Source organism: Ectopseudomonas toyotomiensis, assembly GCF_900115695.1.
In the GTDB taxonomy this organism is placed as follows: Bacteria; Pseudomonadota; Gammaproteobacteria; order Pseudomonadales; family Pseudomonadaceae; genus Aquipseudomonas; species Aquipseudomonas toyotomiensis.
The window spans coordinates 564187-590812 of record NZ_FOXK01000001.1; the positions used below are offsets into that span (position 1 = coordinate 564187).

Here is a 26626-nt window from a genome sequence, read left to right on the forward strand (position 1 = left end):
CGAACCACTAGTGCAACCGCCCCGCTGGCGCATAAGGCGCCGGATCGATGATCGGCTCACGCCCAAGCATCAGATCAGCCAGCAGCCGGCAGGAGGCTGGCGCCAGCACCAATCCGTTGCGGAAATGCCCGCAGTTGAGCCATAGCCCGGGATGAGTAGGCAGCTCGCCAATGAAGGGAATGCCCTCGGGCGAACCGGGCCGCAAACCTGCCCAATGCCCCACCACTTCGGCATCCTTGAGTGCAGGCAGCAGCTCTTCGGCCGAGGCTTTCAGGCTTTCCAGCGCATTATCGGTCGGCGTCTTGTCGAAGCCGGCGTATTCCAGCGTGCTACCAATCAGGATATGCCCATCGCGCCGCGGGATCGCATAGCGCCCCTTGGCCAACACCATACTCGGTAGGAAATCATCCGCGCACTTGTAGAGAATCATCTGCCCTTTCACCGGCTCGACCGGCAACTCCAGCCCAAGCGTCTTGAGCAACTCGCCACTCCAAGCGCCGGCCGCCAGGACCACCCGCTCGGCACGAATCTCACCACCTGCGGTAGTCACACCCCGGATCTGCCCATTCTCCTGAATGAAACCAGTGACCGGGCAATGCTCACGCAGCTCCACGTTCGGCATGGCCGCCAAAGCCGCCCGCAGCGCTTTGACCAGCCGCGGGTTGCGCACATTGGCCACACCCGGCATATGAATGGCGCGCTTGAAACCGCCACCCAGAACAGGCACCTGCTGATAAGCCTCAGCAATATCCACCGGAAACAGCGCGCGCGCCTCGCGCGCAGCCCAGGCCAGCGCCTCGGCCTCGTCATCCAGATCAAGCCAATACAAGCCGGTGACATGCACCTCGGGATCGACGCCGGTGTCTTCCAGCAACTGCCGCGCAAACCCCGGATAGAAATCCTGCGACCAATGCGCCAGCGCCGTCACCGCCGCGCTGTAACGCCAGGGATAGAGCGGCGAAACAATGCCGCCGCCCGCCCAAGAGGCTTCGCGGCCGGCGCGACAACGCTCCAACACACAGACCTGCCCCCCCCCCAACGCCAGCTGATAAGCACTGAGCAGACCTAGCGCACCCGCACCCACCACAGCCGCTTTTATCACGCTTTGCTTGCCTTCTATCGAAAGGGGACTTAACTAAACAACGTCAGGAAGACGCTACAGATGAAAGGGACCATCCATGCATACCAAACAAGCCGCATTCTCGCTGCACGAACTGCTCGTGGTACTCGCCCTGATTACAATTATCGGCAGTTTGGGCATTCCCAACTTTTCAATACTTAGCGCTCGACTCCAGGGCGATACTCAGGCCAACCTACTCATCGGTCATATGAATGCTGCGCGTGCGCAAGCAATACAGTACGCCATGCAGATCGAACTCTGCGGCTCAGCGAATGGACGCGATTGTAGTGGAGACTGGCAAGCCGGATGGTTGACTAGGAACAAGTCTACCTCGGAGGTGCTGGCCAAACATACCCTCCCGCCACCTCTCGCGCTGCAATGGAAAGGCTTCAACAAATCAATAATTTTCTACCCCAACGGTACCGCACCAGCAGCAAACGGGCGTTTCCATCTATGCCACCCAGCCAGCCCCAAACGCTGGGAAATTGTCCTCAACAAGCCAGGGCGAATCAAAGCAGAGAGCAGTTCGGGACAGGATATCCAGGGCTGCTAACCGGTTATCCGGAGCTTCACTCCACTCATCCCGCCGACCGGGACAGATGAACGCCACAGCCTCCAGAATCATATCGCATACAAAGGAGGCGTCATGAATCGCTCAAACGGTGCGGCCGGTTTCTCGCTCATTGAACTGCTGATCGTTCTGATCCTGCTGTCCATTATGGCTAGTGTCGCAATGCCCAGCTTCACCAATCTCATCCAGTCCAACAGAGTGCAAAGTGCAAGCGACGAGCTCTATGGCCTAATGCAGTACGCGAAGAACGAGGCAGTGATGCGGAACCGCGTAGTTACGCTGGAGAACATCTCCGGTAGTGACGGTCGCTGGGATCAGCAGATCCGCATCTACGTCAGCGGCGATCAAGGCACCAATCGGGCCTTCAACGCCTCTGTCGACGAAGAACTGCGTGAACACACAGGTTTCAATCAGGCCAACCTCACTGCTTCCGGCAGTGCGGGCGCCCAGAAATGGCTGTCGTTTCGCCCAAACGGCACCCTGGATGTAACTGGTAATCCCGTCATAGTGCTATGCCAGGACGGCAACACCGGCAATGCTCGATCAATCGCCCTGCAACCGAGTGGCCGCATCACTCAGCCCGCCACGACTCCGACAGACTGCACGCCATGAGGACCTCCATGTTTAAATCCAACCGGTCAGAGGGCTTCAGCCTGATCGAAGTGCTGGTCGCCATCGTCATCATCAGTATCGGCATTCTCGGCCTGGTTGCTATGCAGGGTCGAACTATCCAGTACACGCAAGATTCCGCGCAACGCAACACGGCATCTATGCTGGCCGACGATCTAATCGAGCTTATTCGCAGCAACAGAGACGGTGTCGTCGCATCCAATGGTCTGTTGAGGGGGACATCCAATTACTACAAAGCAGCGTCTGCGAGCTTTCCTGCCAGCGGTGTTGCTGACTGCCGCACAGCCAGCGGCTGTACACCAGATGATATGGCGACGGATCATCTGAATCTCTGGGCCCAACAGGTACGCAACAGCTTACCGGTGGATAACTCAACCTTGGCCGAGTTCGTAATTTGTCGGGATAGCACTCCCAATTCAGCAGCCTGCGACAACCTCGGTTCGGCTATCAAGATCCAGATTGCCTGGCTGAGCCGCAATTCGGAGTGTGCCCCGAACACCCCCTGTACCAACGCTGGCGAAGTGGACAACGCGAACAGCCGCGAATTCTACCGAATCAGCTTCGAACCCTGAGGCCAGTATTATGAACGCAACACGGCAAACCGGCCTGTCCATGGTCGAGCTGATGATCACCCTACTCATCAGCAGCTTTCTGATTTTGGGAATCACACAGATCTACATCGATAACAAGCGCAACTACATCTACCAGCAAAATCAGTCCGCCAACTTGGAAAACAGCCGTTTCGCGCTATTGCTACTCGAGAAGGAACTCTACAAGGCCGGCTACAGGCAGCTTGCCCAGGATAGCCGTGACTTCGTTTTCAAAAGTTCCAGCACCGACGCCGCCTGCCCGACCTTCTCGGCGGGCCAGATCATCCGGCCAACCACCAATGGCCTGGGCGTCTGTTTCCGCTATCAACGCGCAGATGTCGGCGAGCGGGACTGTCATGGAGATCTCATCGCGAATGATGACCCAATCACTATCCGCATAGAGCGGGTTGGCAGCGATCTCAACTGCTACGTGAACGGCCGAGGACAAACCATGCTTTCCGGGTTGAACCAGATCACCTTCGAATATGGTGTGGACCTTAATGCAAACAGGCAGGCAGATACCTACCTGTCAGCAAGCGATGCAGCATCGGCCAATAACATTGTTGCGGTCCGATACGCGTCACTGCATGAGAGCGAATCTGCCAACGTCGCGTTGAATACGACCAACTACAACTACCCTCTGGCGAACGCTACGGCAACGACAGCCACCGACAAGAAACTCTACAAGTCGGTTCAAGGCACAACCACCTTGAGGAACATCGCTCCATGAGTCTGCAGACTAGACATTCGCAACGAGGTGCAACGCTGATCATCAGCTTGGTTTTGCTGCTGATCATCACTTTATTGGCCATATCCAGCATGCGCGAAGTGACGCTCGAAGAACGCATCGTCGGCAACCTGCGTGACAAGCAGACTGCATTCAACGCTGCCGAATCCGCGCTGCGTGAGGGAGAGATCCGTCTCGCCAACTCGATTGGGCCTGCCGACACCAGCGCCGCTTGCTCGACGAGCGCAGAAAACTGCGTACTGGCAACGATACCAAGCGATGTCGACAGTGTGTTCGAGAGCGGCTCGGTCATGGCCTACAAGGGCTCAACCGCACAACAGACCGATCTTTATAGTGTTGCTGACGACCCCCGCTGGTTTAGCGCCCTGATCGGCTTCGACCCGGCCGACTCGACTGGCCGCGTCGAGGTCACCGACCCGGAGGAACGCAGCCGTGGAGTCGGCCCCTACTACTACCAGGTCAATGCACGCTCACCTGGACGCTCCCAGCGCATGACCGAAACCCTGCAATCTGTAGTTGTCCAGCGATACTGACCGAGACAATCAATCATGAATATCAAAGCTTTCAGCAAATCAGGTTTCAGTGCCGCTCTGACGATAGCAATCTGCAGCGCAGCCCAGAGTGTTAGCGCCGCGGGCCTGACCATCAGCCAGGAGCCTTTGTTCCTGACCGAAGGCGTAGCCCCTAATCTGCTGGTTACGCTCGACGACTCGGGTTCCATGGCCTGGGGGTACGCGCCGGACGGTATTTCCGGCGACGCCAGAACCAACAACAACGCTTCTCAGGCTCGCTTCTTTTCATCCACCTATAACCCGATGTATTACAATCCATCGGCCGTCTATGAGATCCCAAAGACCGTTACATTCAATTCTGCGACCGGTCTAACAACTGTGGGTAGCCACGCTACGCCATCATTTACCAGTGCCCCCCTCGATGGCTTCAACCCAAGCCTGGGTACTCGGGTAAACCTGAGCAACAACTTCCGGGCAACGACGGTCTACACTCCAGGCGACACCAGCCAGACGCTGGCAAGCCATCCATTCCTGGTGAGTGGCCGGTACGATAATGGCACTGCTGCTTATTACTACGTATATGACGGCAGCCTCTGCAACAACGGTGCAATCACCAACAATGCGTGCTACCGCCGCGTCAACGTAGGTGCGAGCGAGCAACAGAACTTCGCCAACTGGTATGCCTTCTACCGCACACGCTCCTTGGCTACCGCAAGTGCCGCCAACTTGGCGTTTTATACCTTGCCCGAGAATGTCCGGGTAACTTGGCAGATGCTCAACTCCTGCACGGATATCGGCAATCTGACCAGTACTGCTTGTCGCGGGATCTCCAATACCAGCTACAACAACGCCTTGCGTAACTTTGCCGGCAGCCACCGTCAGACATTCTTCTCCTGGTTAGCCGATATTCGCGGTAGCGGCGGCACGCCGTTACGCGGCGCCGCGCGACGCGCGGGTGAATTTCTCAAGAACACAGGCGTCAACGGTCCGTTCGCGGCGGAACCCGGAGTTACGACCGCTCCCCAATACGCCTGCCGCCCGTCTTATCACATTCTGATGACGGACGGTGTCTGGAACGGTGACAGCGGCTTCAACGTCGGCAACGTCGACAATACTTCGATAGCGGCACTGCCAGACGGCACTGCGTACACCCCCCGAGCGCCTTTCCGAGACTCTGTCTCGAACACCGTGGCAGACGTGGCCTTCAAGTACTGGGCCGAGGATGCACAGCCCAACATTGCCAACGAACTGAAACCCTACATTCCCTACAAGAATGCCAACGCTGCGACCGAATACTGGGATGCACGCAACAACCCGGCAACCTGGCAGCATCTGGTCACCTACACACTCGGGCTTGGCCTGACCCGCAGTCTGAGCAATCCGGCATGGGCTGGCAGCACCTTCGCAGGTGGTTATGAAAATCTTGCCGCCGGCACCACCGCCTGGCCAAACGCCGGCTCTGACAGTGCCAACAATGTCTATGACCTTTGGCACGCAGCAGTCAACTCTCGTGGCGAGTTTTTCAGCGTGGACTCACCTGAAGACATGGTTACTGCGTTCAAGACCATTCTCAGTCGCATCGCGGATCGAGACACATCGGCATCGGCTGTCTCCCTGGAGTCAGCCGTTACCAGCGCCGGCAACGAGGCCTACTATGCGCGCTTCTCCAGCGATAACTGGAGCGGTGAGTTGATCAAGTACGACGTGGACTCCAACGGAGCGCTGACACTCGACTGGAATGCCCGCAGCAAATTGCAGGCACAGAGTCCCGGAACACGCAACATAAAGATCAACAGGAACTCGTCCCTTGCTGACTTCACTTGGAACAATCTCAGCGCTGCCCAACAGGATGTACTGAACCGTAACGTCAACGGCGTCGTCGATAGCCTGGGATCTCTGCGCGTCAACTTCCTTCGCGGTGATCGCTCCCGAGAGAACACCACCTTTCGCGAGCGCACCTATCTACTGGGCGACATCATTCACTCCAGCCCAGTTGTTGTCGGTGCACCTGATCGCCTGGCTTACTTGATGGATCAGGCCGCCGGCACCTCAGGAAATACTTCCTACGCCAACTTCCGCACCGCTAACGCCGAACGGCCCAAGCGCATTTATGTCGGTGCCAATGACGGCATGCTGCACGGCTTTGATCAAAATGGTAATGAGGTTTTCGCCTATATCCCCACAGCAGTCATCCCCAAACTGAATAGGTTGACGGATAAGAGCTATGGCACCACCCATGAGTTCTATGTAGATGGAACTCCGGTTACCGGTGATGTATTTATCAATGGGGCTTGGCGCACCATCCTGGTCGGCACGCTTCGTGGCGGTGGCCGCTCGGTGTTCGCATTGGATATTACTGTTCCGACCGACGTACGCCTGCTGTGGGAGTTCAGCTCCACCGATGATACCGATCTGGGCTTCAGCTTCCCCGAACCAATCATTACCAAGCTGCACAACGGCAAATGGAGCGTGATCCTAAGTAACGGTTACAACAGTACCAACGACAGAGCAGCACTGTTCATTCTCGATGCCGCAGATGGTAGTGTTTCCAAAAAAATCACCGTTGGCGCAGATAACGTCATTAATGGCCTTTCAACCCCACGCGCTGTCGACATTAATGGCGACCTAGTTACCGATTACGTGTATGCAGGGGATCTGCAAGGCAATCTGTGGCGCTTCGACTTGTTCGATGCCTCGAGAAGCGAGCCATTCGTGGTGAACCCAGCTGCCCCGGTTTCGGCCAACACCTTCCGCGCAGCCTTTGGCGCAAGGCCACTCTTCAGCGCCACGAATACCAACCGCCAACCAATCACTGCGGCACCCACCATCGTTCGCCACCCAACCGGTCTCGGCCACATCGTATCTGTGGGTACCGGTAAATACATAGAAACCACCGACGCCCAGGCCAACACCAGCCAGGCGATGACTATCTATGGCATCTGGGATAGGCAAACCGCTGGCCAGAATGCGACAACCACGCCCAGCGTCACTCGCAACCAGTTGGTTCAGCAGAACATGGAGACAGCAATCACGGCCACCTTCGAGGATACTGACAGCAGCACCTCGACCAGTCGGGAGATCCGACTGCTAAGCCAGAACCCGGTGGAATGGTACGTCAACGGCAATCCAGCCGAAGGAGTGAGCAAATATGGCTGGTTCCTAGATCTGAAAGAAGGTTCTACCTTGAAAGGTGAAATGGTCGTAACCGACATGAGCGCTCGATCCAATGTGCTGTTCGCGGCAACGACCACACCCAATGCTGACCCGTGCAGCTCCGGTATTGATCGCTGGTTCATGGCAATCGATGCCTACACGGGAGGCGCCACCCAGTTCAACGTCCTGGACCTGAGCGGGAACAATTACGTCACCGCACAGGACTCCTATCAGGGCCGTACCGTCTCCAGCGTTCGCATCCCCGGCTTCGGCAGCCCCGCCATTGTCGGTAAAGACGCATTCTTCAACACTTCTGACAGCATTCAGCGTGAACGCCTCGATTTCGGCCCCGCATCTCGCGGACGCCAGAACTGGCGGATCCTGGGAGAGTGAGTATGAAAGCCTTGATCAGCAGCGCACTTTTTCTGCTCGTAGCCTCCACTGCAAACGCCGAAACCTTTGAGATTTCCGGTGCTGTACAGCGAATCGAACTGGAAAAGTCCCTTATCACTATCGAAGGAAAGCGCTACCAGCTTCCCAACCGCATCCCGGAAAGCCTTATGCCGACCGGCGGACCGGTTATCTATCAGCTGCGCCCAGGAAGCGTCATAGCGGCATCCGGCACTCACGCGACGCCGTTCCCGAAACTCGACTCAGTGGCCATCCTCAGACAACCTAGCCCTGAAGAGCAAATACAGATTCAAAGTGAGATGGATAATGAATAAACAGTCGGGTTTCACCCTCATCGAGCTTATGATCGCGGTCATGGTCATTGCCGTGTTGGCAAGTATCGCGATCCCCAGTTATCAGAATTATGTTCTACGCTCCAATAGGACGGAAGGGCAGGCATTACTGGCGGAAGCGGCTGCTCGACAAGAGCGCTTCTTCACTCAGAACAGTCGCTACGCCACAACCATTGCGGAACTAGGCTTCGCCTCTGCAAACTCGCAGAATGCACTTTACCAGTTAGCCATCACCGCCAATGCTAACCCCGTGCAATTCACCATGACCGCAACACCTATCAACTCGCAAACCAGAGACACCGGATGCGGTACTCTTGCCCTGAACCAGCAGGGCACACGCACCGTCACAGGTGCCAATGGTGTCGAAGAGTGCTGGCGGTAACGTGCTCTGAGCGTGTGCCTTATAGGGGGCTAAGACACAGGCTCGCTGTAAAAGTGAACTTCGCCCCCGCTATAGGGGCGATCACAAGGCTTTGACCCGCAACTCCTTCGGCATCGAAAACGTAATATTCTCCGGCCGCCCATCCAACTCCGTCTCCCCTGCCGCCCCCCAGGCGCGTAGTTGTTCGACCACACCGCGCACCAACACTTCCGGGGCCGAGGCACCTGCTGTGATGCCAATGCCGTTCACCCCATCGAACCACTCACGCTGGAGATCCTCAGCGCCGTCGATCAGGTAGGCCGGGGTGCCCATGCGCTCGGCCAGTTCCCGTAGGCGATTGGAGTTGGAGCTGTTGGGACTGCCGACGACCAGCAGCACGTCGCACTCGCTGGCCAGTTGCTTCACTGCATCCTGGCGGTTCTGCGTGGCGTAGCAGATGTCGTCCTTGCGTGGGCCGCCGATGGCCGGGAACTTGGCGCGCAGGGCGTCGATCACCTTGCTGGTGTCGTCCATGGACAGGGTAGTCTGGGTGACGAACGCCAGATTTTCGGGGTTGCGCACCTGCAGTTCGGCGACGTCCGCCTCGTCTTCCACCAGGTAGATGGCGCCGCCGTTACTGGCGTCGTACTGGCCCATGGTGCCTTCGACTTCCGGGTGGCCTTCGTGGCCGATCAGGATGCACTCGCGGCCCTCACGGCTATAGCGCACCACTTCCATATGCACCTTGGTCACCAGCGGGCAGGTGGCGTCGAATACCTTGAGGCCGCGCCGGGCCGCCTCGTCGCGCACGGCCTTGGACACGCCGTGGGCACTGAAGATGACGATGACATCGTCCGGCACCTGATCCAGCTCTTCGACGAATACCGCGCCGCGGGCGCGCAGGTCTTCGACCACGAACTTGTTGTGCACCACTTCATGGCGCACGTAGATCGGCGGGCCGAACACTTCCAGCGCACGGTTGACGATTTCGATGGCGCGATCGACGCCGGCGCAGAAGCCACGGGGATTGGCGAGTTTGATATGCATGCTGGCTGTCTCGGTATTGATCGGGGATCGCACGACGCGATGGGGCGATCCCGGAAAGGTACAGCCTGCGCGGGATAAGCGCAGGCTGCAACTAGAGCTTCGCGGCTGAAGCCGCTCCTACAAGAGCGGCAGCGCAGGCTAGAGCGCCTTGACCTCGATGATTTCCACGTCGAACTGCAGCGTCTTGCCGGCCAACGGATGGTTGAAGTCGATGGTGACCTGCTTGTCATCGAACGCCTTGACCACGCCCGGCAGCTCGGCGTTGGCGGCGTCGTTGAAGATCACCAGCAGGCCTTCGGAAAGCTCCATGCCCTCGAACTGGCTGCGCGGCATGATCTGTACGTTCTGTGGGTTGGGCTGGCCGAAGCCCTGCTCCGGCTGCACCTGCACGCTGCGCTTGTCGCCGGCCTTGAAACCGTAAAGCGCCTGTTCGAAGCCAGGCAGCAGGTTGCCGTCGCCGACCTTGAAGGTGGCCGGCTGCTTTTCAAAGGTGCTGTCGACCACATCGCCGTTTTCCAGCTTGAGGGCGAAATGCAGGGTCACTTCCCTGTCCGGACCGATGCGTACGTCTGTCATTGCGCAGCCTCCTTCGCGGACTTGTCGCTCTTGAACATATCCAGCGCCAGCAGGATGGCGCCGATGGTGATGAAGGTGTCGGCCAGGTTGAACGCCGGGAAGAACCAGCGGCTCTGCCAGTGCACCAGAATGAAGTCGACCACGTGACCAAGCACCACGCGGTCATACAGATTACCCAGCGCACCACCCAGGACCATGGCCAGCGCCACGGCCAGCAACGTCTCGTGACGCTTGAGGCGCTTGAGCCAGACCACCAGCACGACGCTGACGACGATGGCGATGGCCGCGAAGAACCAGCGCTGCCAGCCGGCGGCATCGGCCAGGAAGCTGAAAGCGGCGCCGGTGTTGTAGGCCAGGGTCCAGTCGAAGTAGCCCGGAATGACCTCAATGCGCTGGTACATGCTCAGCGTGCCCTCGAAGATGTCCTTGGTCACCCGGTCGGCGACCAGGATCAGCACGCTCAGCAGCAGCCAGGGCAGATGCCCGAAACGCGAAGACTCAGGCATGCTTGCGCACCTCACCCTCGCCTTCGATATTGCTCACGCAACGGCCGCACAGCTCCGGATGCGCGGCATGGCTGCCGACGTCGGCGCGGAAGTGCCAGCAACGGCCGCACTTGGCGTGGGCGGACTTGAGGATCTTCAGCTTCAGGCCTTCGACCTCGGTCACCACCGCATCGGCCGGCGCATCAGCCAGCGGTGCGGTCTGCGCCGCCGAGGTGATCAGGGCGAAACGCAGCTCGTCGCCGAGCTTGGCCAGGTCGGCCTGCTTGGCGTCGTCGCAGAACAGGGTGACCTCGGCCTGCAGGCTGGCACCGATGGCCTTGGCAGTGCGCAGGTTCTCCAGCTCCTTGTTGACCGCGGCCTTGACCTCCATGACGCGATCCCAATAGGCACGATCCAGTTCGAAGCCTTCCGGCAGGCGCTGCAGACCGGCGTACCAGGTGTTGAGCATCACCGACTCGTTGCGCTCGCCGGGCAGGAACTGCCAGATCTCTTCGGCGGTAAAGGCCAGGATCGGCGCGATCCAGCGCACCAGCGCCTCGCTGATGTGGAACAGCGCGCTCTGGCAGGAGCGGCGCGCCACGCTGTCGGCGGCGGTGGTGTACTGGCGGTCCTTGATGATGTCCAGGTAGAAACCGCCCAGCTCCTGCACGCAGAAGTTGTGCACCTTGGAATAGACGTTCCAGAAGCGGTAGTCGGCGTAGGCCTCGATGATCTCTTCCTGCAGGCGCAGGGCTGCGTCGACGGCCCAGCGATCGAGGTCGAGCATCTGCTCGGGCTGCAGCAGGTCCTTGGCCGGATCGAAACCGTTGAGGTTGGCCAGCATGAAGCGCGCGGTGTTGCGGATGCGCCGGTAGGCATCGGCGCTGCGCTGCAGGATCACCTTGGAAACGGCCATCTCGCCGGAATAGTCGGTGGAAGCGACCCACAGGCGCATGATGTCGGCGCCCAGGCTGTCGTTGACCTCCTGCGGGGCGACCACGTTACCCAGCGACTTGGACATCTTGCGGCCGTTCTCGTCGACCACAAAGCCGTGGGTCAGCAGCGCTTTGTACGGCGCATGACCATCGATGGCGCTGCCGGTCAGCAGGGACGAGTGGAACCAGCCGCGGTGCTGGTCCGAGCCTTCCAGGTACAGGTCGGCGCGCGGGCCGGTGGTGTGGCCGAGGCCGTGCGAGCCACGCAGCACATGCCAGTGGGTGGTACCGGAGTCGAACCAGACGTCGAGAGTGTCGTTGATCTTGTCGTAGTCAGCCGCTTCAGCGCCAAGTAGCTCGGCAGCGTCAAGCTTGAACCAGGCTTCGATACCTTCCTGCTCGACACGCTTGGCGACCTCTTCCATCAGCTCGACGGTGCGCGGGTGCAGCTCGCCGGTGGCCTTGTGCAGGAAGAACGGGATCGGCACGCCCCAGTTGCGCTGACGCGAGATGCACCAGTCGGGACGGCCGGCGATCATGCTATGCAGGCGCGCCTGGCCCCAGGCCGGGACGAACTGGGTCTGCTCGATGGCGGCCAGCGCGCGATCACGCAGAGTACCGCCCTGCTTGGGCTGAGTGTCCATGCCGACGAACCATTGCGCAGTGGCGCGGTAGATCAGCGGCGTCTTGTGGCGCCAGCAATGCATGTAGCTGTGCTGGATCGGCTGGTGCTTGAGCAGCGCACCGACTTCGGCCAGCTTCTCGACGATGGCCGGGTTGGCCTTCCAGATGAACTGGCCGCCGAAGAACGGCAGATCCGGGGTGTAGACGCCATTGCTCTGCACCGGGCTGAGGATGTCGTCGTTGCTCATGCCGTAGGCTTTGCAGGTGCGGAAGTCGTCCTCGCCATAGGCCGGCGACGAGTGGACGATGCCGGTACCGGCGCCCAGCTCGACGTACTCGGCCAGGTACACCGGCGAGAAACGCTCGTAGAACGGATGGCGGAAACGGATCAGCTCCAGCGCCGCGCCCGGCGCGGTGGCGATCACCTGACCTTGCAGGTCGTAGCGCTGCAGGCAGGACTCGACCAGTTCCTCGGCCAGCAGCAGGATGCGCTCGCCGGTGTCGACGAGGGCGTAGGTAAATTCCGGGTGTACGTTGAGCGCCTGGTTGGCCGGGATGGTCCAGGGCGTGGTGGTCCAGATGACGATGGCGGTCGGCTTGCTCAGCTCGCTCAAACCGAAAGCGGCGGCCAGCTTGTCTGCGTCCTCGATGGGGAAGGCGACGTCGATGGCATCGGACTTCTTGTCCTGATACTCCACCTCGGCCTCGGCCAGCGCCGAGCCGCAGTCGAAGCACCAGTTCACCGGCTTCAGGCCCTTGAACACGAAGCCCTGCTTGACCATCTCGGCCAGGGCGCGGATCTCGCCGGCCTCGTTGGCAAAATCCATGGTCTTGTAGGGGTTGTCCCAGTCGCCCAACACACCGAGGCGGATGAAGTCGGCCTTCTGCCCTTCGATCTGCTCGGTGGCGTAGGTGCGGCAGCGCTCGCGGGTCAGGTCCGCCGGCTGGTTCTTGCCGAAGGTGGTTTCGACCTTGTGCTCGATCGGCAGGCCGTGGCAGTCCCAGCCCGGCACGTAGGGCGCGTCGAAGCCGGCCAGGGTCTTGGAGCGGGTGATGATGTCCTTGAGGATCTTGTTCACCGCATGACCGATATGGATGCTGCCGTTGGCATAGGGTGGGCCGTCGTGCAGGACGAACTTCGGCCGACCTTCGCCAATCTTGCGCAGCTTGCTATACAGGCCAATCTCATTCCAGCGCTGCAGGGTCTGTGGCTCGCGTTGCGGCAGGCCGGCCTTCATCGGGAACTGGGTATCGGGCAGGTTCAGCGTAGCTTTGTAGTCGGTCATTTCGGGCTCTTCATCAGCGGGTGGCTCTGCCAATATTCACGGGCAGCGGCGATATCAGCGGCAATCGCCGCCTTCAAGGCCTCGAGCGAGGCGAAACGCTGCTCATCACGCAGCTTGTGGTGGAAAGCCACCGAGAGGCGCCGGCCATACAGATCGCCGGCAAAATCCAGAAGGTGCACTTCCAGATGGGCGCGGCCGTCACCGGCAACGCTGGGGCGCACGCCGATATTGGCGACGCCCGGTTGAATCACGCCATCGATTTCGCAGCTCACCAGATAGACCCCGGTCAGCGGCACCTTGCGCCGCTTGAGCTGGATATTGGCAGTGGGCGCATCGAGCTGGCGGCCGAGCTTCTGCCCGTGCAGGACGCGCCCGGCGATACGAAACGGCCGCCCGAGCAAGGCTTCGGCCAGTTCGAAATCGCCATCGGCCAGTGCCTGGCGCACGCGCGTGCTGCTGACCCGACCGCCGAGCACTTCGACTGTGGTCGAGGCATCGACGCTGAAGCCGTGGCGCTGGCCGGCGGCCTTGAGGAATTCGAAATCCCCTGCACGGTCGCAGCCGAAGCGGAAATCGTCGCCGATCTCCAGATCCTTCACGCCCAGGCCGTCGACCAGCACACGCTGGACGAACTCGGCGGCCGACAACTCGCGCAGGCGGCGGTTGAAGGCCAGACACAGCACCAGGTCGACGCCTTCGGCGGCCAGCAGGGCGAGCTTGTCACGCAGGCGGGTGAGACGCGCCGGCGCAGTGTCCGGGCCGAAGAACTCACGCGGCTGCGGCTCGAAGATCACCACGCAGCTGGGCACGGCCAATTCCGCGGCACGCTCGCGCAGGCGCGCCAGGATGGCCTGGTGCCCACGATGAACGCCGTCGAAATTACCGATGGTGACCACACAGCCCCGCGCCTGGGGCTGCAGGTTATGAAGACCTCGAACCAGCTGCATAGCACGCTTCTTGTTCACAAAGTGGCCGATTATACGCACAGCAGGCCATGCACAACAGGCATCGCGATACGTGAAACCGCTACAGGGCCCGCCGGGCAAAATCGCGCGGACGGAAGCCCAATATGAGCAGCATGCCGAAATAGGCGACCAGCCCAGCAGCCACCAGCGCGCCGAGACGCAACAGGCGCACGAGCATTTCCCCTTCCGCCCAGGCTGGCATGACCTGCAGCAGCCCCAGTAACACGGCGACCATCACCGCCACCGCGACCACCAGCTTGAGCAGAAACAGCCCCCAGCCCGGCAGCGGCTGGAAGATATCGGCACGGCGCAGCTGCCAATACAGCAGGCCGGCGTTCAGACAGGCCGCCAGGCTGATCGCCAGCGCCAGGCCGACGTGCGCCATATTCAGACCAAAGACGAACAGCGCGTTCATCGCCTGGGTCGCCAGCAGGCTGACCACAGCGATTTTCACCGGCGTCTTGATGTTCTGCTGGGCGTAGAAGCCGGGCGCGAGGATCTTGATCAGAATCAACGCCAGCAGGCCGACCGAGTAAGCCACCAGTGCCCGCTGGGTCATCAGCGCGTCCTCTGCACCGAACTTGCCGTACTGGAACAGCGACACCACCAGCGGCTCGGCGAGAATCGCCAGCGCCAGGGTGCAGGGCAGCACCAGCAGAAAGCACAAACGCAGCCCCCAATCGAGCAGGCGGCGGTACTCGTCGCGATTCTTGCTCGCATAGGTTTTCGATAGCGCCGGCAGCAGGATGGTGCCCAGCGCCACGCCCAGCACGCCCGAAGGTAACTCCATCAGGCGGTCGGCGTAGTACATCCAGGATACCGAGCCGGCCACCAGGAAGGAGGCGAAGATGGTGTTGATGATCAGCGAAATCTGGCTGACCGAGACGCCGAAGATGGCCGGCCCCATCTGCTTGAGCACGCGCCAGACACCCATGTCACCGAAACTCAGGCGCGGCAGCACCAGCATGCCGACCTTCCTCAGATGCGGCAGTTGCCAGAGCAACTGTGCCAGCCCGCCGACCAGCACCGCCCAGCCCAGGGCCATGATTGGCGGGTCGAAATAGGGCGTCAGAAACAGCGAGAAGACGATCATGCTGACATTGAGCAAGGTCGGCACGAACGCCGGTACCGAAAAACGGTTCCAGGTATTGAGCACGGCCCCGGCCAGCGATGACAGGGAGATCAGCAATATATAAGGAAAGGTCACCCGCAGCAGATCGACCGTCAGTTCGAAACGCTCGGCCTCATCGGCAAACCCCGGAGCCGTGGCCCAGACAATCCAGGGCGCTGCGAGCACGCCGATGGCCGTGACCAGCGCCAGCACCAGGGTCAGCAAACCGGAGACATAGGCAACGAAAGTGCGCGTGGCCTCCTCGCCCTGCTGCATCTTGTACTCGGCCAGGATCGGCACGAAGGCCTGCGAGAATGCCCCTTCGGCAAAAATACGGCGCAGCAGATTGGGCAGCTTGAACGCCACCACGAAGGCATCCGACGCCACCCCGGCACCGAAGGTGCGGGCGATGATGGTATCGCGCACGAACCCCAGCACGCGCGAAACCATGGTCAGTGAACTGACGGCAGCCAGGGACTTGAGCAGATTCATGGGGTATTTCGGCTTCCATAAAGAGGTGCAGTAGCGGACAATCCGCCGCCCAACGAAGGCGTCGAGTGTAGCGAGCCACCACTGGTCAGGCCAGCACAGGAAAGCGTCATCAGACTTGACAGCAGGCAGATGGATCGGCATGATTCGCGGCCTTATTTGTCGTAACCCCCCAGTTTTCGAGGAGCTTGACGGTGGCCAACTCACCTTCTGCCAAAAAACGCGCCAAACAGGCTGAGAAGCGCCGTAGCCATAACGCCAGCCTGCGCTCGATGGTTCGTACCTACATCAAGAACGTGGTCAAGGCTATTGCTGCCAAAGATCTCGAGCTTGCCAAGACCGCTTACACCGCAGCCGTTCCGGTCATCGACCGCATGGCTGACAAAGGCATCATCCACAAGAACAAAGCCGCTCGTCACAAGAGCCGCCTGAACGCGCACATCAAGGCGCTGGGCGAAGCTGCTGCCGCCTAATCGCGACAGGTTCTTGAAAAACCGGCCCAGGAGGCCGGTTTTTTATTGCCCCGAGTTCACGATCAGCAGCCCATAAAAAATGCCCGCCTCCTCAATGGAACGCGGGCATTTTTGCCTATGCCGGCCAGAATCAGCCGCGAGCGGCCTTGATCACTTCGATGTAGGGCTCGGCATTACGCTGATCCTGAATCAGCGCGATGAAATCATTGCCCTGCGCATCGGTGGCGGAGAGGTCGTAGCCCTCGGCCACGAAGAAGCCCACGAAACGCTCGAAATCATCGATACGCAGACCGCGATAAGCCTTGATCAGCTTGTGCAGCGAAGGCGGTGTGGCGTCCGCTGGTTCCACCGCAAGGAACAGCTTGATCGAGTCATCGCTGATTTCTTCGCCAATCACCTGCTTCTTGTCTTTACGCATCGCCCGCTCCCGCCAGCATTACAGAGGGCCGGCAGTGTACCGCCGCGCCGCGCGCGGCTCAACGCGTAGCCAAGCAGGCTAACATGCGAACAATCGACACGACAGCCGACCTAGGTCATGCCGCGCAGTGCAAACTGAGCCCTATAATGCGCCGAGCCATTAGGGAGCCAGCATGTCAGGTCCATCGTTACCGCTGTTCGCCGCCTGGCGCCAGACGCTGCGCGCCGGCTACTCCTGGAAGGCCCTGCGCGGAGACCTGAGCGCCGGCCTGACGGTGGGCATCATTGCCATTCCACTGGCCATGGCGCTGGCCATCGCCGTGGGTGTGGCGCCGCAGCACGGGCTCTATACCGTACTGATCGCCGCGCCACTGATCGCTCTGTGCGGCGGCTCGCGCTTCAATATTTCCGGCCCCACCGCCGCCTTCGTGGTGATCCTGCTGCCGATTACCCACCTGTACGGACTCGGCGGCCTGCTGCTGTGCACGCTGATGGCCGGCGTCATCCTGATCTCTCTGGGCCTGCTGCGCGCCGGCCGCCTGATCGAGTTCGTGCCCTACCCGGTAACCCTGGGCTTTACCGCCGGTATCGGTATCGTCATCGCCGTCCTGCAGATCAAGGACTTGTTCGGCCTGCACCTGGCCGGTGCGCCACAACATCTGCTGGAACAGGTGAACCTGCTGGTGCGCGCCCTGCCCAGCCTGCAACCCGGCGACACTCTGGTTGGCGTCGCTTGCCTGGCGACACTGCTGATCTGGCCACGCCTAGCGCCGAAGATCCCCGCCCACCTCGTTGCCCTGGCAGTCGGCGCGCTGCTGGCGCTGGCTCTGGAACGGCTCGGGCTGCCTGTGGCGACACTGGGCGAGCGCTTCAGCTATCAGCTCGACGGTATCGATCATCCCGGCATTCCGCCTTTCCTGCCGGACCTCGCGCTACCCTGGAACCTGCCAGGTCCTGACGGCCAGCCGCTGGTATTGTCGTTCGAACTGATCCGCCAGCTACTCGCCCCGGCATTTGCCATCGCCATGCTCGGCGCCATCGAGTCGCTGCTGTGCGCGGTGGTGGCCGACGGCATGACCGGCAGCAAGCATGACCCCAACGCCGAACTGATCGGCCAGGGCCTGGGTAATCTGGCCGCGCCCTTCTTTGGCGGCATCACCGCCACCGCCGCCATCGCCCGCACCGCCGCCAACGTGCGCGCTGGCGCCTTTTCGCCGATGGCAGCACTGGTTCACGCCGGCGTGGTGCTGGCAGCGATTCTGCTGCTCGCACCGCTGTTCAGTTATCTACCCATGGCCGCCCTGGCGGCGCTGCTGCTGATGGTGGCGTGGAACATGAGCGAACCCCACCATGTTGCCCACACCCTGCGCATCGCCCCACGCAGCGATGTGCTGGTGCTGCTGACCTGCCTGGTGCTGACGGTGCTGTTCGATATGGTGCTGGCCGTTGGCGTCGGCCTGCTGCTGGCGGCCGGACTGTTCATCAAGCGCATGAGCGAGCTGACCGATACGGCCGCCCTGAACCGCCAACAGCGAGAAGCGCTGCAAGACCTGCCCGAGCACGTACTGGCCTACGCCATTCGCGGCCCGCTGTTCTTCGGCGCGGCAGAGAAGGCCCTGAGCGTGCTGCGCCGCTTCACGCCCGGCGTGAAAGTGGTGGTGGTCGATATCAGCGCCGTGCCGCTGCTGGACATGACCGCCCTGGCGGCGCTGGACAACGTGCTGCGCGACTATCGCCAGCAGGGCGTGGCGCTGATCCTCAGCGGTCCCACTGCCCAGGTACGCCTGCAACTGCGGCGTGCCGGCGTGCAGCGCCGCGAAGGCGAGCTGGTATATGTGCGGGATCTGGCGCAGGCGCGGGAAAAGGCCTTGCGCTGGCTCGAGGCGAGCCACGACACGCAGCACGTCACGTAGGGTGCGCCGTGCGCACCGGGGAAAGGTGCAGCGCACCCTACGCGTTAAGACCGCTTACAGCCCCTTGACCGCGTAGATGCCGGCGGCGTTACGCCAGTAGCCCTTATAATCCATGCCGTAGCCAAAGATATAACGGTCGATGCACTGCAGGCCCACGTAATTGGCCTTCAGATCAGGACGAGCCTTGCGCTCGTGCTCCTTGTCGATCAGCACCGCCGTGTGCACGGCACGCGCGCCGGCATGGCGGCAGAAATCGATGATCGCGCCGAGGGTATGCCCTTCGTCGAGGATGTCGTCGATGATCAGCACGTCGCGGTCGATGAACGACACTTCCGGCTTGGCCTTCCAGAATAGCTCGCCACCGCTGGTTTCGTTGCGATAACGGGTGGCGTGCAGGTAAGACGCTTCCAACGGGAAGTTCAGTTTGGTCAGCAGCTTGCCGGAGAAGATCAGCCCGCCATTCATCACGCAGAACACCACCGGGTTGCGCTCAGCCAGCTCGGCGTTGATCTGGCTGGCGACCTTGTCGATGGCCGCTTCCACCTCGGCTTCGGTGAACAGGCAGTCGGCTTCCGCCATGATTTGGCGAATGTGCGCGAGATCGGCGGACATGATGTGTTCTCTCTTGATCGGGCTGATGAATGGCGGCGAACAGCCTGAAAGCTGATCGAGCCGTCAAATAAAAGCGGGCAAAGGTACAGACCCGGGCAACGCTTGCCAAGTATCGACTGACCAGCGTAGCCGATGCACGGCGCAGGGTGGCGTGACTCATCAGTCACCCACCACTTGGCATGAGCAATGCTTTAATCTAACGCGATTTTTCCCAGAGCCCCGTTGGAGATCCCAGCCCATGCCCACTCGCGAGATCCGCCACCCGCTGATCCGTCACAAGATCGGCCTGATGCGCCGCGCCGATATCAGCACCAAGAATTTCCGTGAGCTGGCCCAGGAAGTGGGCGCCCTGCTGACTTATGAAGCTACCAACGACCTACCGCTGGAAGCCTACGACATCGAAGGCTGGGCGGGCACCGTGCAAGTCGAGAAGATCGCCGGCAAGAAAATCACCGTGGTTCCGATCCTGCGCGCCGGCATCGGCATGCTCGATGGCGTGCTCAGTCTGATCCCCGGCGCCAAGGTCAGCGCCGTGGGTGTGGCACGCAACGAGGAAACCCTGGAAGCGCACACCTACCTGGAAAAGCTCGCGCCGGAAATCGACTCGCGCCTGGCACTGATCATCGACCCGATGCTGGCCACTGGCGGCTCGATGGTCGCCACCATCGACCTGCTGAAGAAAGCTGGCTGCAAGGACATTCGCGCCATGGTCCTGGTCGCCGCGCCAGAAGGCATCAAGGCGGTCGAGAAGGCTCACCCGGACGTGACCATATTCACCGCCTCCATCGATCAGCGCCTGAACGAACACGGCTACATCATTCCGGGCCTGGGCGATGCCGGTGACAAGATCTTCGGCACCAAGCAGAAGGACGCCTGACATGTCGCAAACGGAATTCAACGATCCGCTGTGGCGCCAGGGCATTTCCGGCGCACAGATGCTGTTCGTGGCCTTCGGCGCCCTGGTGCTGATGCCGCTTATCACCGGCATGGACCCCAACGTCGCGCTGTTCACCGCCGGCATCGGTACCCTGCTGTTCCAATTGGTGACCAAGCGCCAGGTGCCGGTTTTCCTGGCCTCCAGCTTCGCCTTCATCGCACCGATTCTGGCGGCCAAAGGCGAGTTCGGCCTGCCGGCGGTGATGGGCGGCGTGATCGCGGCCGGTGTGGTCTACATCCTGCTCTCGGTGCTGGTCAAGCTGCGCGGCCCGAGCTTCATCGACCGCCTGCTGCCACCAGTGGTGATCGCCCCGGTGATCATCTCCATCGGCCTGGCGCTGTCGCCGGTAGCGGTGAACATGGCCATGGGCAAGGCCGGTGATGGTAGCGTCGAACTGGTGCCGTACAGCACGGCGATGATGATTTCGATGCCGGCGCTGATCACCACCCTGCTGGTGGCAGTGCTAGGGCGCGGCATCTTCCGCCTGGTGCCGATCCTCGCCGGCATCGCCGTTGGCTGCGCCATCGCCGCGGTGCTCGGCGTGATCGACACCAGTGCCGTTGAACAAGCCGCCTGGCTCGCCATACCCAACTTCGTCACCCCGGAACTGCACTGGGGCGCCATTCTGTACATGGTCCCGGTCGCCCTGGCGCCAGCCATCGAGCACATCGGCGGCGTGGTGGCGATCGGTAACGTCACCGGCAAGAACTTCGTCAAGAAGCCAGGCCTGCACCGCACCCTGCTCGGTGACGGCCTCGCCACCTCGGCAGCCGGCCTGTTCGGTGGTCCACCCAACACCACCTACGCCGAAGTCACCGGCGCGGTGATGCTGACCAAGAGCTACAACCCGAAGATCATGACCTGGGCTGCGGTATTCGCCATCGCCCTGGCCTTCATCGGCAAGTTCGGTGTGGCCCTGCAGAGTATTCCGGTCCCGGTGATGGGCGGCATTCTCTGCCTGCTGTTCGGCTCCATCGCCGTGGTCGGCCTAAACACCCTGATTCGCCACCAGGTCGACCTCTCCGAAGCGCGCAACCTGATCATTGTCTCGGTGACCCTGGTGTTCGGCATCGGCGGCATGGTCATCGGCGGCAAGGAATTCGCCCTGTCAGGGATTTCCCTGTGCGCGATCACTGCGCTGCTGCTCAATCTGGTGCTGCCCGGTGGCGCTGGCTGGAAACAACGGGAACCGGAAGAAGCCTGAGTCTGCCGCCCAATAAAAAGCCCGCGAGCAGATCGCGGGCTTTTCGTTTGCAATGCCAGAACCTACCAGCCGACACCGAAGCCAAGGGTATAGCGGGTTTCGTCCAGATCGCCCTCGGCACCACTGACGATATCCTTCTCGGCCTTCATGTTCAGCGACGCCCAGTCGGTCACCTTGTAGCGCAGACCGACCTCGGCATCCAGGCTGTAGTCCGCCGCCCCACTGAGCGGACGCCCGAGCTCACCGACACTGAACAGCTCGACGGTCTTGCCGATCAGGTAGCGGTTGTAGTCCCACTTCACGCTCATGGCGTAGAAGCGATCCTGCTCGCCATTGCTGTAGCGGTAATCGCTGCGGTTGGCCAGGGTAGCAATGGAGAACGCACCCAGCTCGTCATCCCAGAACTGGTAACCCGGGCCGGTACCGAGAGTGCGCTGACGCTCCACCTCTTCGATACGGTCGCGCTTGTACTCGAAGCGCCCCTGCCAGAACCATTTTTCCGTGAGGAAGCGGTCGAGCGCGTACTCGGCGCTCCAGTTGTCGGTACTGACAACGTCGTCTTTCAGCTCGCGGTTGTAGTCGGCAAGCGCATTGTGCCGCCAGAGACCGTGGCGGGCCTGGGTCTTGATATCGACGTCGTAATCATCAGAGTCGCGCTCGCCGCGCTTGTAGTCGAGACCAAGGTCGATGTTGCCCTTCCAGGTGAAATCCTCCACCAGCGGCTTGGGCTTCATGATCTGTTCGATCTGCGACAGCTCGATGGTCTTCGGCGACTCGCCATTGGCCAGGGTGACCTTGCCCGGCTCAGCCGCCAGCAGCGACTTGGCACGCTCGCCATTTACCGGCCCGAGCTTGACCAGCAGCTCGTGATCACTTTCCAGGGTGGCGATTTTCTTCCAGTCCAGCGGAATGGAGCCACCGTAGTCGGTTTCCAGCAGCAGTTTGCTGCCGTCGAAGAAGCGGATGGTGCCGGAGAGACGGTCACCGTTCTTCAACCAGACGATATCGGCGAAGGTGGCGGAGCTGCACAGAGCGATGCTCAGGCCTAGCAGGGACAGCGATGTAGAGCGCGACATAAGTTGGGTAATGGCGTTGGTGGGCGAAAGCCGGGCATTATCCGCAACCCCGGCGCCAGAGCAACAGCTGACCGGGCCGAATACGCAGAGTTCAGCTTTTTCCGTCGGGCGGCGTGCCGTTGGGCAGCGCGCCGCCCGGCGGTATCACCACCCCACGCCGATACCGATCAGATAATGCCGATCCGAAACCGTCTGCCCTGGGGCACGCAACTGATCCAGCTCGTACAAAAGCGACAAGCGCGCCCACTGGTTGAGGCGGTAGCGCAGGCCGAATTCGCTATCGAGCACGTAGTCGATTTCTTCGATATGCGGGATCTGCAGCTGAGCGTTGGCATAGAATTCCAGCCGCGTGCCCCACAGCAGGCGCTTGTAATCCAGTTCCAATGATGTGGTGTTGAACGCCAGGTCGGCAACGTCCGACTCCAGACGCACGCGATTGAACTGGCCGATCAGGTCGAAACGCCCGAGTTCGTCATCCCAGAAGCGATAACCGGGGCCGGTACCGACGATGCGCTGGCGATCGACAGTCTCGAATTCGTCCTCGGCCTGCTCCACGCCCACCCGCCAGAACCAGTGCTCGGTGAAAAAGCGATCGAGGTCGTACTCCAGTTCCCAGTTGTCCTCGACCTTTCTGTCGTTCTTGGTTTCACGCTCCAGCTCGCCACTGAGCACATGGCGCCAGCGCCCGTGCTCGACACGGGTATTGCCCTTGAGCTTCCATTCATCGACATCGTTCTGGTTGCGCTTCATGTCCAGCTTGGCATCGAGGTTGCCTTCCCAGAGACGGTCCTCCAGCAGCGGCCGCGGCGGCACCAGGCGTTTGATCTGCGCCAGCGGCAGGGTGTACTCGCGCTCGCCTTGCACCCTTACCATACCGCTACCAGCAGCCGACAACCTTTCGCTGCGTTCGTTGTCGAAGCCGCTAAGGCGCACCAGCAGGGGCTTGTCCGAACTGAGGGTATCGATATCCTTCCAGTCGATCAGCACCTGGCCGGCATATTTGGTCTTGAGCGCCAGCTTGCCGCCGTCGAGCAGGATGATCTCACCACTGAGTCGATCACCGTTGTCCAGCCACACGGTATCGGCCCAGGCCGGGGCGGCCAGGATAAGAAAGAACAAGGCGATCAGTACGCGCATGATAAGGACGAACCCTATGGGCAAGACGAAACCGCCAGAGTCTGCATGGCAGGCACCACCACCGGCAAGCGTCGAGGCGCGTCGCGAAGCGCTGTATCTGGTATTGGCACAGGTACCGGAAGGCAAGGTCGTCAGCTATGGCGAACTGGCCCAGTTGGCCGGTCTTGGCCGCGCTGCACGCTGGGTTGGTCGTACGCTGAGCCAATTACCGAACGGCACCACGCTGCCCTGGCATCGGGTGATTGCCGCTGGCGGACGCCTCAGCCTGGCTGCCGACAATCCTTCCGGGGCCGAACAACGGGCGCGCCTGCGTGCGGAGGGCATCAGCATCCTGAACGAACGGGTGGATATGCGCCGTCACGGCTGGCGTCCGATGGAGCACAGCAGTTAGAGTGCGCCCTACCAAGACTCCCCCCAGCCCAGATTCGAGCCTGATGCCACGCAAATCCTGGCGAGAAGCCCTCGCGACCTACGCCAACCCCGCCACAATGGCGCTGCTGCTTCTGGGCTTCGCCGCCGGCCTGCCCTACATGCTGGTGTTCTCCACCCTGTCGGTATGGCTGCGCGAAGCCGGAGTGGCGCGTGAAACCATCGGTTTCGCCAGCCTCATCGGCCTGGCCTACGCCTTCAAATGGGTGTGGGCGCCCATGCTCGACCAGTGGCGCCTGCCATTGCTGGGCAAGCTTGGCCGGCGCCGCTCCTGGCTGGTGCTGTCGCAAGGTCTGGTAGCCATCGGCCTGATCGGCATGGCCAATTACGACCCGCAAACGCACCTGTCCTCGCTGATCGCCCTCGCCGTACTGGTGGCCTTCGCCTCGGCCACTCAGGACATCGCCGTCGACGCCTACCGCCTGGAAATTCTCGGCGACGAACATCAGGCCGCGCTGGCTGCCGCCTACATGACCGGTTACCGGGTGGCCGCGCTGCTGGCCACCGCCGGCGCGCTGTATTTCGCCGAAGGCTTCGGCTCGACCGCCAAGGACTACCAGTTCAGCGCCTGGACCGGTACCTATATGCTTTTCGCCCTGCTGATGCTGCCAGGCCTGCTCACCTCCATCTGGATGCGCGAGCCGCCAGCACCGCCGCACATCCATGTCGCACCGCCCAAGCACGGATTTTTCCACCAGTTGCTGGCAATCAGCGCGGTCATCATGCTGATCATCGCCGTGCCGACCATGTTCATCCAGTTCTACCAGAGCGATCTGGTGCCGATGCTGCTCGGCGACGTCAGCATGCAAGAGCTGCTCTACAACGACCGCGCCTTCCTCCGCGCCATGCTCTACAGCACCCTGGCCTGCGTCTGTGCATCCGGGCTGTTCTGGGGCGGGCTGGCACCGGTGCTGAAAACCGCGGCAGCGAGGTACGGGTTCTTCCACCAGTTACTCTCCGTGCTGCTGCTTATCATCCTGCTGATCGCCGTACCGGCCATGGTCACCCAATTCTACGAAAGTGACCTGATGCTGCTGTTCCAGGGCCAGATAAGCCTGCAGGAGTTGCTGTACTACGACCGCGCCTTCCTGCGTGCGCTGCTCTATACCCTGCTCACCAGCCTGTCGATCTCCAGCCTGTTCTGGGGCGGTATGGCCCCCGTGCTCACGCCGATCAACGATTTCATCGTGCGCTACCGCTGGCAGGCACTGCTGCTGCTGAGTCTGATCGCCACTTATCGCCTGTCCGATACTGTGATGGGCGTGATGGCCAACGTTTTCTACATCGACCAGGGTTTCACCAAGGAGCAGATCGCCAGTGTCAGCAAGGTATTCGGCCTGGTGATGACGTTGCTCGGCGCCGGGGTCGGCGGCCTGTTGATCGTGCGCTTCGGCATCATGCCGATTCTGCTGATCGGTGCAGCCGCATCGGCGGCCACCAACCTGATGTTCATGCTGTTGGTGGGCATGGGCCCGCACCTGAACATGCTGATCGTCACCATCAGTTGCGATAACTTCAGCGCAGGCCTGGCCACCTCGGCGTTCGTCGCCTATCTGTCGAGCCTGACCAACCTGAAATTCTCGGCCACCCAGTACGCCCTGCTCAGTTCCATCATGCTGCTGCTGCCGCGCCTGATCGGTGGCTATTCCGGCGTGATGGTGGAAAGCCTCGGCTACGCCCACTTCTTCCTCGCCACGGCGCTGATGGGTATACCGACACTGCTGCTGATCGTCATTCAGTGGCGCCGCGACAAGCGCCAGCCCAACGGCGATGCCCCGGTGGCCCCGGTGGAACGGGCTTGATACCGGACTGGCAAGTTTGTGTGCGTCTTGCTTGCTGACTTAGCACTATCCATTACCGCGTGCGCTGAGCGTTTGGGTTGCGCCCCTTACGGGCGCCACACCTTTCTTGCTTGCCCAAGAAAGGTGTGCCAAAGAAGGGCACCCCGATATCCGGGTTTCGCTACGCGAAACTTCCCTCGCTCCGGCGCCGCTCCGGGGGCCGGCTTACATGGGCCATCCCTGGCCCATTAAGCCTCTCGCCGCATCCATGCGGCTCGCTCCCCTACGCAACACCTCCACTCGGCCTCCTGAAGGGGACCAGTTCGCGAGCCTGCGTAATCTTTGCGGAATTGGAGGCGTCTGGCCTTTGCTCTTCAACTGCGATGGTACAGACGACGCCCAAATCCCCTTCAGGAGGCCGAGTGGAATCGCCACGTAAGGGGTTGAGCGACATGGATGTCGCGAGAGCCACGATGGGCCAGGGATGGCCCTTCGTGGCGGGCCCCTGGAGTGGTGATGGAGCGAGGGAACCCCGGCGCAGCCGGGGCCGTATGTAGGGGTGTGTTTCTTTGCTTACTTTCTTTGCACAAGCAAAGAAAGTGAGTCGCCCGTAAGGGGCGAAACCCATCAAGCCAGGCCGCGTGCTAATGGAGAGTGCCAACTCTTCGACAGCTAACACTTAATTTCCAGTCCGGTATCAA

At 61.1% G+C, this 26626-nt stretch carries 25 protein-coding genes; 14 read left to right on the forward strand and 11 right to left on the reverse strand.

Annotation, left to right across the window (positions count from 1 at the left end):
- Positions 1 to 7 precede the first annotated feature (7 nt).
- Positions 8 to 1102 carry a glycine oxidase ThiO gene (thiO, locus tag BM186_RS02810; RefSeq protein ID WP_074913474.1) on the reverse strand — a complete coding sequence of 365 codons (1095 nt, stop codon included), beginning with the start codon at positions 1100 to 1102 and terminating at the stop codon, positions 8 to 10.
- A 76-nt stretch (positions 1103 to 1178) separates the two neighbouring features.
- Here thiO and BM186_RS02815 point away from each other — a divergent pair, with 76 nt between their 5' ends.
- The 8 genes from BM186_RS02815 (at position 1179) to BM186_RS02850 (ending at position 8449) form a co-directional block, all read left to right on the forward strand.
- Entirely contained in the window at positions 1179 to 1673 is a 495-nt protein-coding gene (locus tag BM186_RS02815) for a GspH/FimT family pseudopilin (protein ID WP_072423007.1), read from the forward strand.
- A 93-nt stretch (positions 1674 to 1766) separates the two neighbouring features.
- Entirely contained in the window at positions 1767 to 2303 is a 537-nt protein-coding gene (locus BM186_RS02820) for a GspH/FimT family pseudopilin (protein WP_011912162.1), read from the forward strand.
- Between the two features lie 8 nt (positions 2304 to 2311).
- Positions 2312 to 2893 carry a type IV pilus modification protein PilV gene (gene pilV / locus BM186_RS02825; RefSeq protein WP_011912161.1) on the forward strand — a complete coding sequence of 194 codons (582 nt, stop codon included), beginning with the start codon at positions 2312 to 2314 and terminating at the stop codon, positions 2891 to 2893.
- A gap of 52 nt (positions 2894 to 2945) precedes the next feature.
- The gene (locus tag BM186_RS02830) at positions 2946 to 3641 is read left to right on the forward strand and encodes a PilW family protein (protein WP_158234266.1); all 696 of its coding nucleotides are present in this window, start codon (positions 2946 to 2948) and stop codon (positions 3639 to 3641) included.
- The gene (locus BM186_RS02835; RefSeq protein WP_011912159.1) at positions 3638 to 4192 is read left to right on the forward strand and encodes a pilus assembly PilX family protein; all 555 of its coding nucleotides are present in this window, start codon (positions 3638 to 3640) and stop codon (positions 4190 to 4192) included. The genes BM186_RS02830 and BM186_RS02835 overlap by 4 nt, the downstream gene beginning before the upstream one ends.
- Positions 4193 to 4207: 15 nt before the next feature.
- Positions 4208 to 7717, forward strand: coding sequence for a pilus assembly protein (locus BM186_RS02840; RefSeq protein WP_074913475.1), 3510 nt, complete (start codon positions 4208 to 4210; stop codon positions 7715 to 7717).
- A gap of 2 nt (positions 7718 to 7719) precedes the next feature.
- Positions 7720 to 8049, forward strand: coding sequence for a PilY2 family type 4a fimbrial biogenesis protein (locus tag BM186_RS02845; RefSeq protein WP_072423011.1), 330 nt, complete (start codon positions 7720 to 7722; stop codon positions 8047 to 8049).
- Positions 8042 to 8449, forward strand: a complete 408-nt coding sequence (locus BM186_RS02850; protein ID WP_011912156.1) for a type IV pilin protein — start codon at positions 8042 to 8044, stop codon at positions 8447 to 8449. The genes BM186_RS02845 and BM186_RS02850 overlap by 8 nt, the downstream gene beginning before the upstream one ends.
- An 81-nt stretch (positions 8450 to 8530) precedes the next feature.
- Here the strand turns inward: BM186_RS02850 and ispH are convergent, their stop codons facing one another.
- The 6 genes from ispH to murJ all read right to left on the reverse strand — a co-directional run bounded on the left by ispH (position 8531) and on the right by murJ (position 15949).
- Positions 8531 to 9475 carry a 4-hydroxy-3-methylbut-2-enyl diphosphate reductase gene (gene ispH, locus BM186_RS02855; RefSeq protein WP_072423012.1) on the reverse strand — a complete coding sequence of 315 codons (945 nt, stop codon included), beginning with the start codon at positions 9473 to 9475 and terminating at the stop codon, positions 8531 to 8533.
- Between the two features lie 138 nt (positions 9476 to 9613).
- Positions 9614 to 10051: an FKBP-type peptidyl-prolyl cis-trans isomerase gene (locus BM186_RS02860; protein WP_074913476.1), complete on the reverse strand. Its 438-nt coding sequence runs from the start codon at positions 10049 to 10051 to the stop codon at positions 9614 to 9616.
- Positions 10048 to 10557 (reverse strand): signal peptidase II, encoded by a 510-nt coding sequence (gene lspA / locus BM186_RS02865; protein ID WP_011921045.1) that lies wholly within the window; start codon positions 10555 to 10557, stop codon positions 10048 to 10050. The genes BM186_RS02860 and lspA overlap by 4 nt, the downstream gene beginning before the upstream one ends.
- Positions 10550 to 13381: an isoleucine--tRNA ligase gene (ileS, locus tag BM186_RS02870; protein ID WP_074913477.1), complete on the reverse strand. Its 2832-nt coding sequence runs from the start codon at positions 13379 to 13381 to the stop codon at positions 10550 to 10552. The genes lspA and ileS overlap by 8 nt, the downstream gene beginning before the upstream one ends.
- Complete coding sequence (gene ribF / locus BM186_RS02875) at positions 13378 to 14328, reverse strand: bifunctional riboflavin kinase/FAD synthetase (RefSeq protein WP_074913478.1); 951 nt, start codon at positions 14326 to 14328, stop codon at positions 13378 to 13380. Before ribF ends, ileS begins: the two co-directional genes overlap by 4 nt.
- 79 nt (positions 14329 to 14407) lie before the next feature.
- A complete protein-coding gene (gene murJ / locus BM186_RS02880) occupies positions 14408 to 15949 on the reverse strand; it encodes a murein biosynthesis integral membrane protein MurJ (RefSeq protein ID WP_074913479.1) in 1542 nt (513 codons plus the stop codon).
- Positions 15950 to 16140: 191 nt separating this feature from the next.
- On the opposite strand from murJ, the gene rpsT reads away from it, so the two are divergent.
- Complete coding sequence (gene rpsT / locus BM186_RS02885; protein WP_003243036.1) at positions 16141 to 16419, forward strand: 30S ribosomal protein S20; 279 nt, start codon at positions 16141 to 16143, stop codon at positions 16417 to 16419.
- 130 nt (positions 16420 to 16549) lie between these two features.
- Here rpsT and BM186_RS02890 read toward each other — a convergent pair whose 3' ends face one another.
- Positions 16550 to 16837 carry a PA4642 family protein gene (locus tag BM186_RS02890; protein WP_021488129.1) on the reverse strand — a complete coding sequence of 96 codons (288 nt, stop codon included), beginning with the start codon at positions 16835 to 16837 and terminating at the stop codon, positions 16550 to 16552.
- A 172-nt stretch (positions 16838 to 17009) separates the two neighbouring features.
- Here BM186_RS02890 and dauA point away from each other — a divergent pair, with 172 nt between their 5' ends.
- Positions 17010 to 18749, forward strand: a complete 1740-nt coding sequence (gene dauA / locus BM186_RS02895; RefSeq protein ID WP_074913480.1) for a C4-dicarboxylic acid transporter DauA — start codon at positions 17010 to 17012, stop codon at positions 18747 to 18749.
- 54 nt (positions 18750 to 18803) lie between these two features.
- Here the strand turns inward: dauA and BM186_RS02900 are convergent, their stop codons facing one another.
- On the reverse strand, positions 18804 to 19361 hold the full coding sequence (locus BM186_RS02900; protein WP_045734172.1) for a hypoxanthine-guanine phosphoribosyltransferase: 558 nt from the start codon (positions 19359 to 19361) through the stop codon (positions 18804 to 18806).
- 238 nt (positions 19362 to 19599) lie between these two features.
- Between BM186_RS02900 and upp the strand changes: the two genes are divergently transcribed.
- Both upp and BM186_RS02910 read left to right on the forward strand, forming a co-directional pair.
- Positions 19600 to 20238 (forward strand): uracil phosphoribosyltransferase, encoded by a 639-nt coding sequence (gene upp / locus BM186_RS02905; RefSeq protein WP_021488127.1) that lies wholly within the window; start codon positions 19600 to 19602, stop codon positions 20236 to 20238.
- 1 nt (position 20239) lies between these two features.
- Entirely contained in the window at positions 20240 to 21502 is a 1263-nt protein-coding gene (locus tag BM186_RS02910) for a uracil-xanthine permease family protein (RefSeq protein WP_074913481.1), read from the forward strand.
- A 62-nt stretch (positions 21503 to 21564) separates the two neighbouring features.
- Here BM186_RS02910 and BM186_RS02915 read toward each other — a convergent pair whose 3' ends face one another.
- Both BM186_RS02915 and BM186_RS02920 read right to left on the reverse strand, forming a co-directional pair.
- Positions 21565 to 22578 (reverse strand): DUF481 domain-containing protein, encoded by a 1014-nt coding sequence (locus BM186_RS02915; protein ID WP_074913482.1) that lies wholly within the window; start codon positions 22576 to 22578, stop codon positions 21565 to 21567.
- 144 nt (positions 22579 to 22722) lie between these two features.
- Complete coding sequence (locus BM186_RS02920; RefSeq protein WP_074913483.1) at positions 22723 to 23715, reverse strand: DUF481 domain-containing protein; 993 nt, start codon at positions 23713 to 23715, stop codon at positions 22723 to 22725.
- Positions 23716 to 23731: 16 nt separating this feature from the next.
- On the opposite strand from BM186_RS02920, the gene BM186_RS02925 reads away from it, so the two are divergent.
- Positions 23732 to 24106, forward strand: coding sequence for an MGMT family protein (locus BM186_RS02925; protein ID WP_074913484.1), 375 nt, complete (start codon positions 23732 to 23734; stop codon positions 24104 to 24106).
- A gap of 43 nt (positions 24107 to 24149) precedes the next feature.
- Complete coding sequence (locus BM186_RS02930; RefSeq protein WP_074913485.1) at positions 24150 to 25946, forward strand: AmpG family muropeptide MFS transporter; 1797 nt, start codon at positions 24150 to 24152, stop codon at positions 25944 to 25946.
- Positions 25947 to 26626 lie beyond the last annotated feature (680 nt).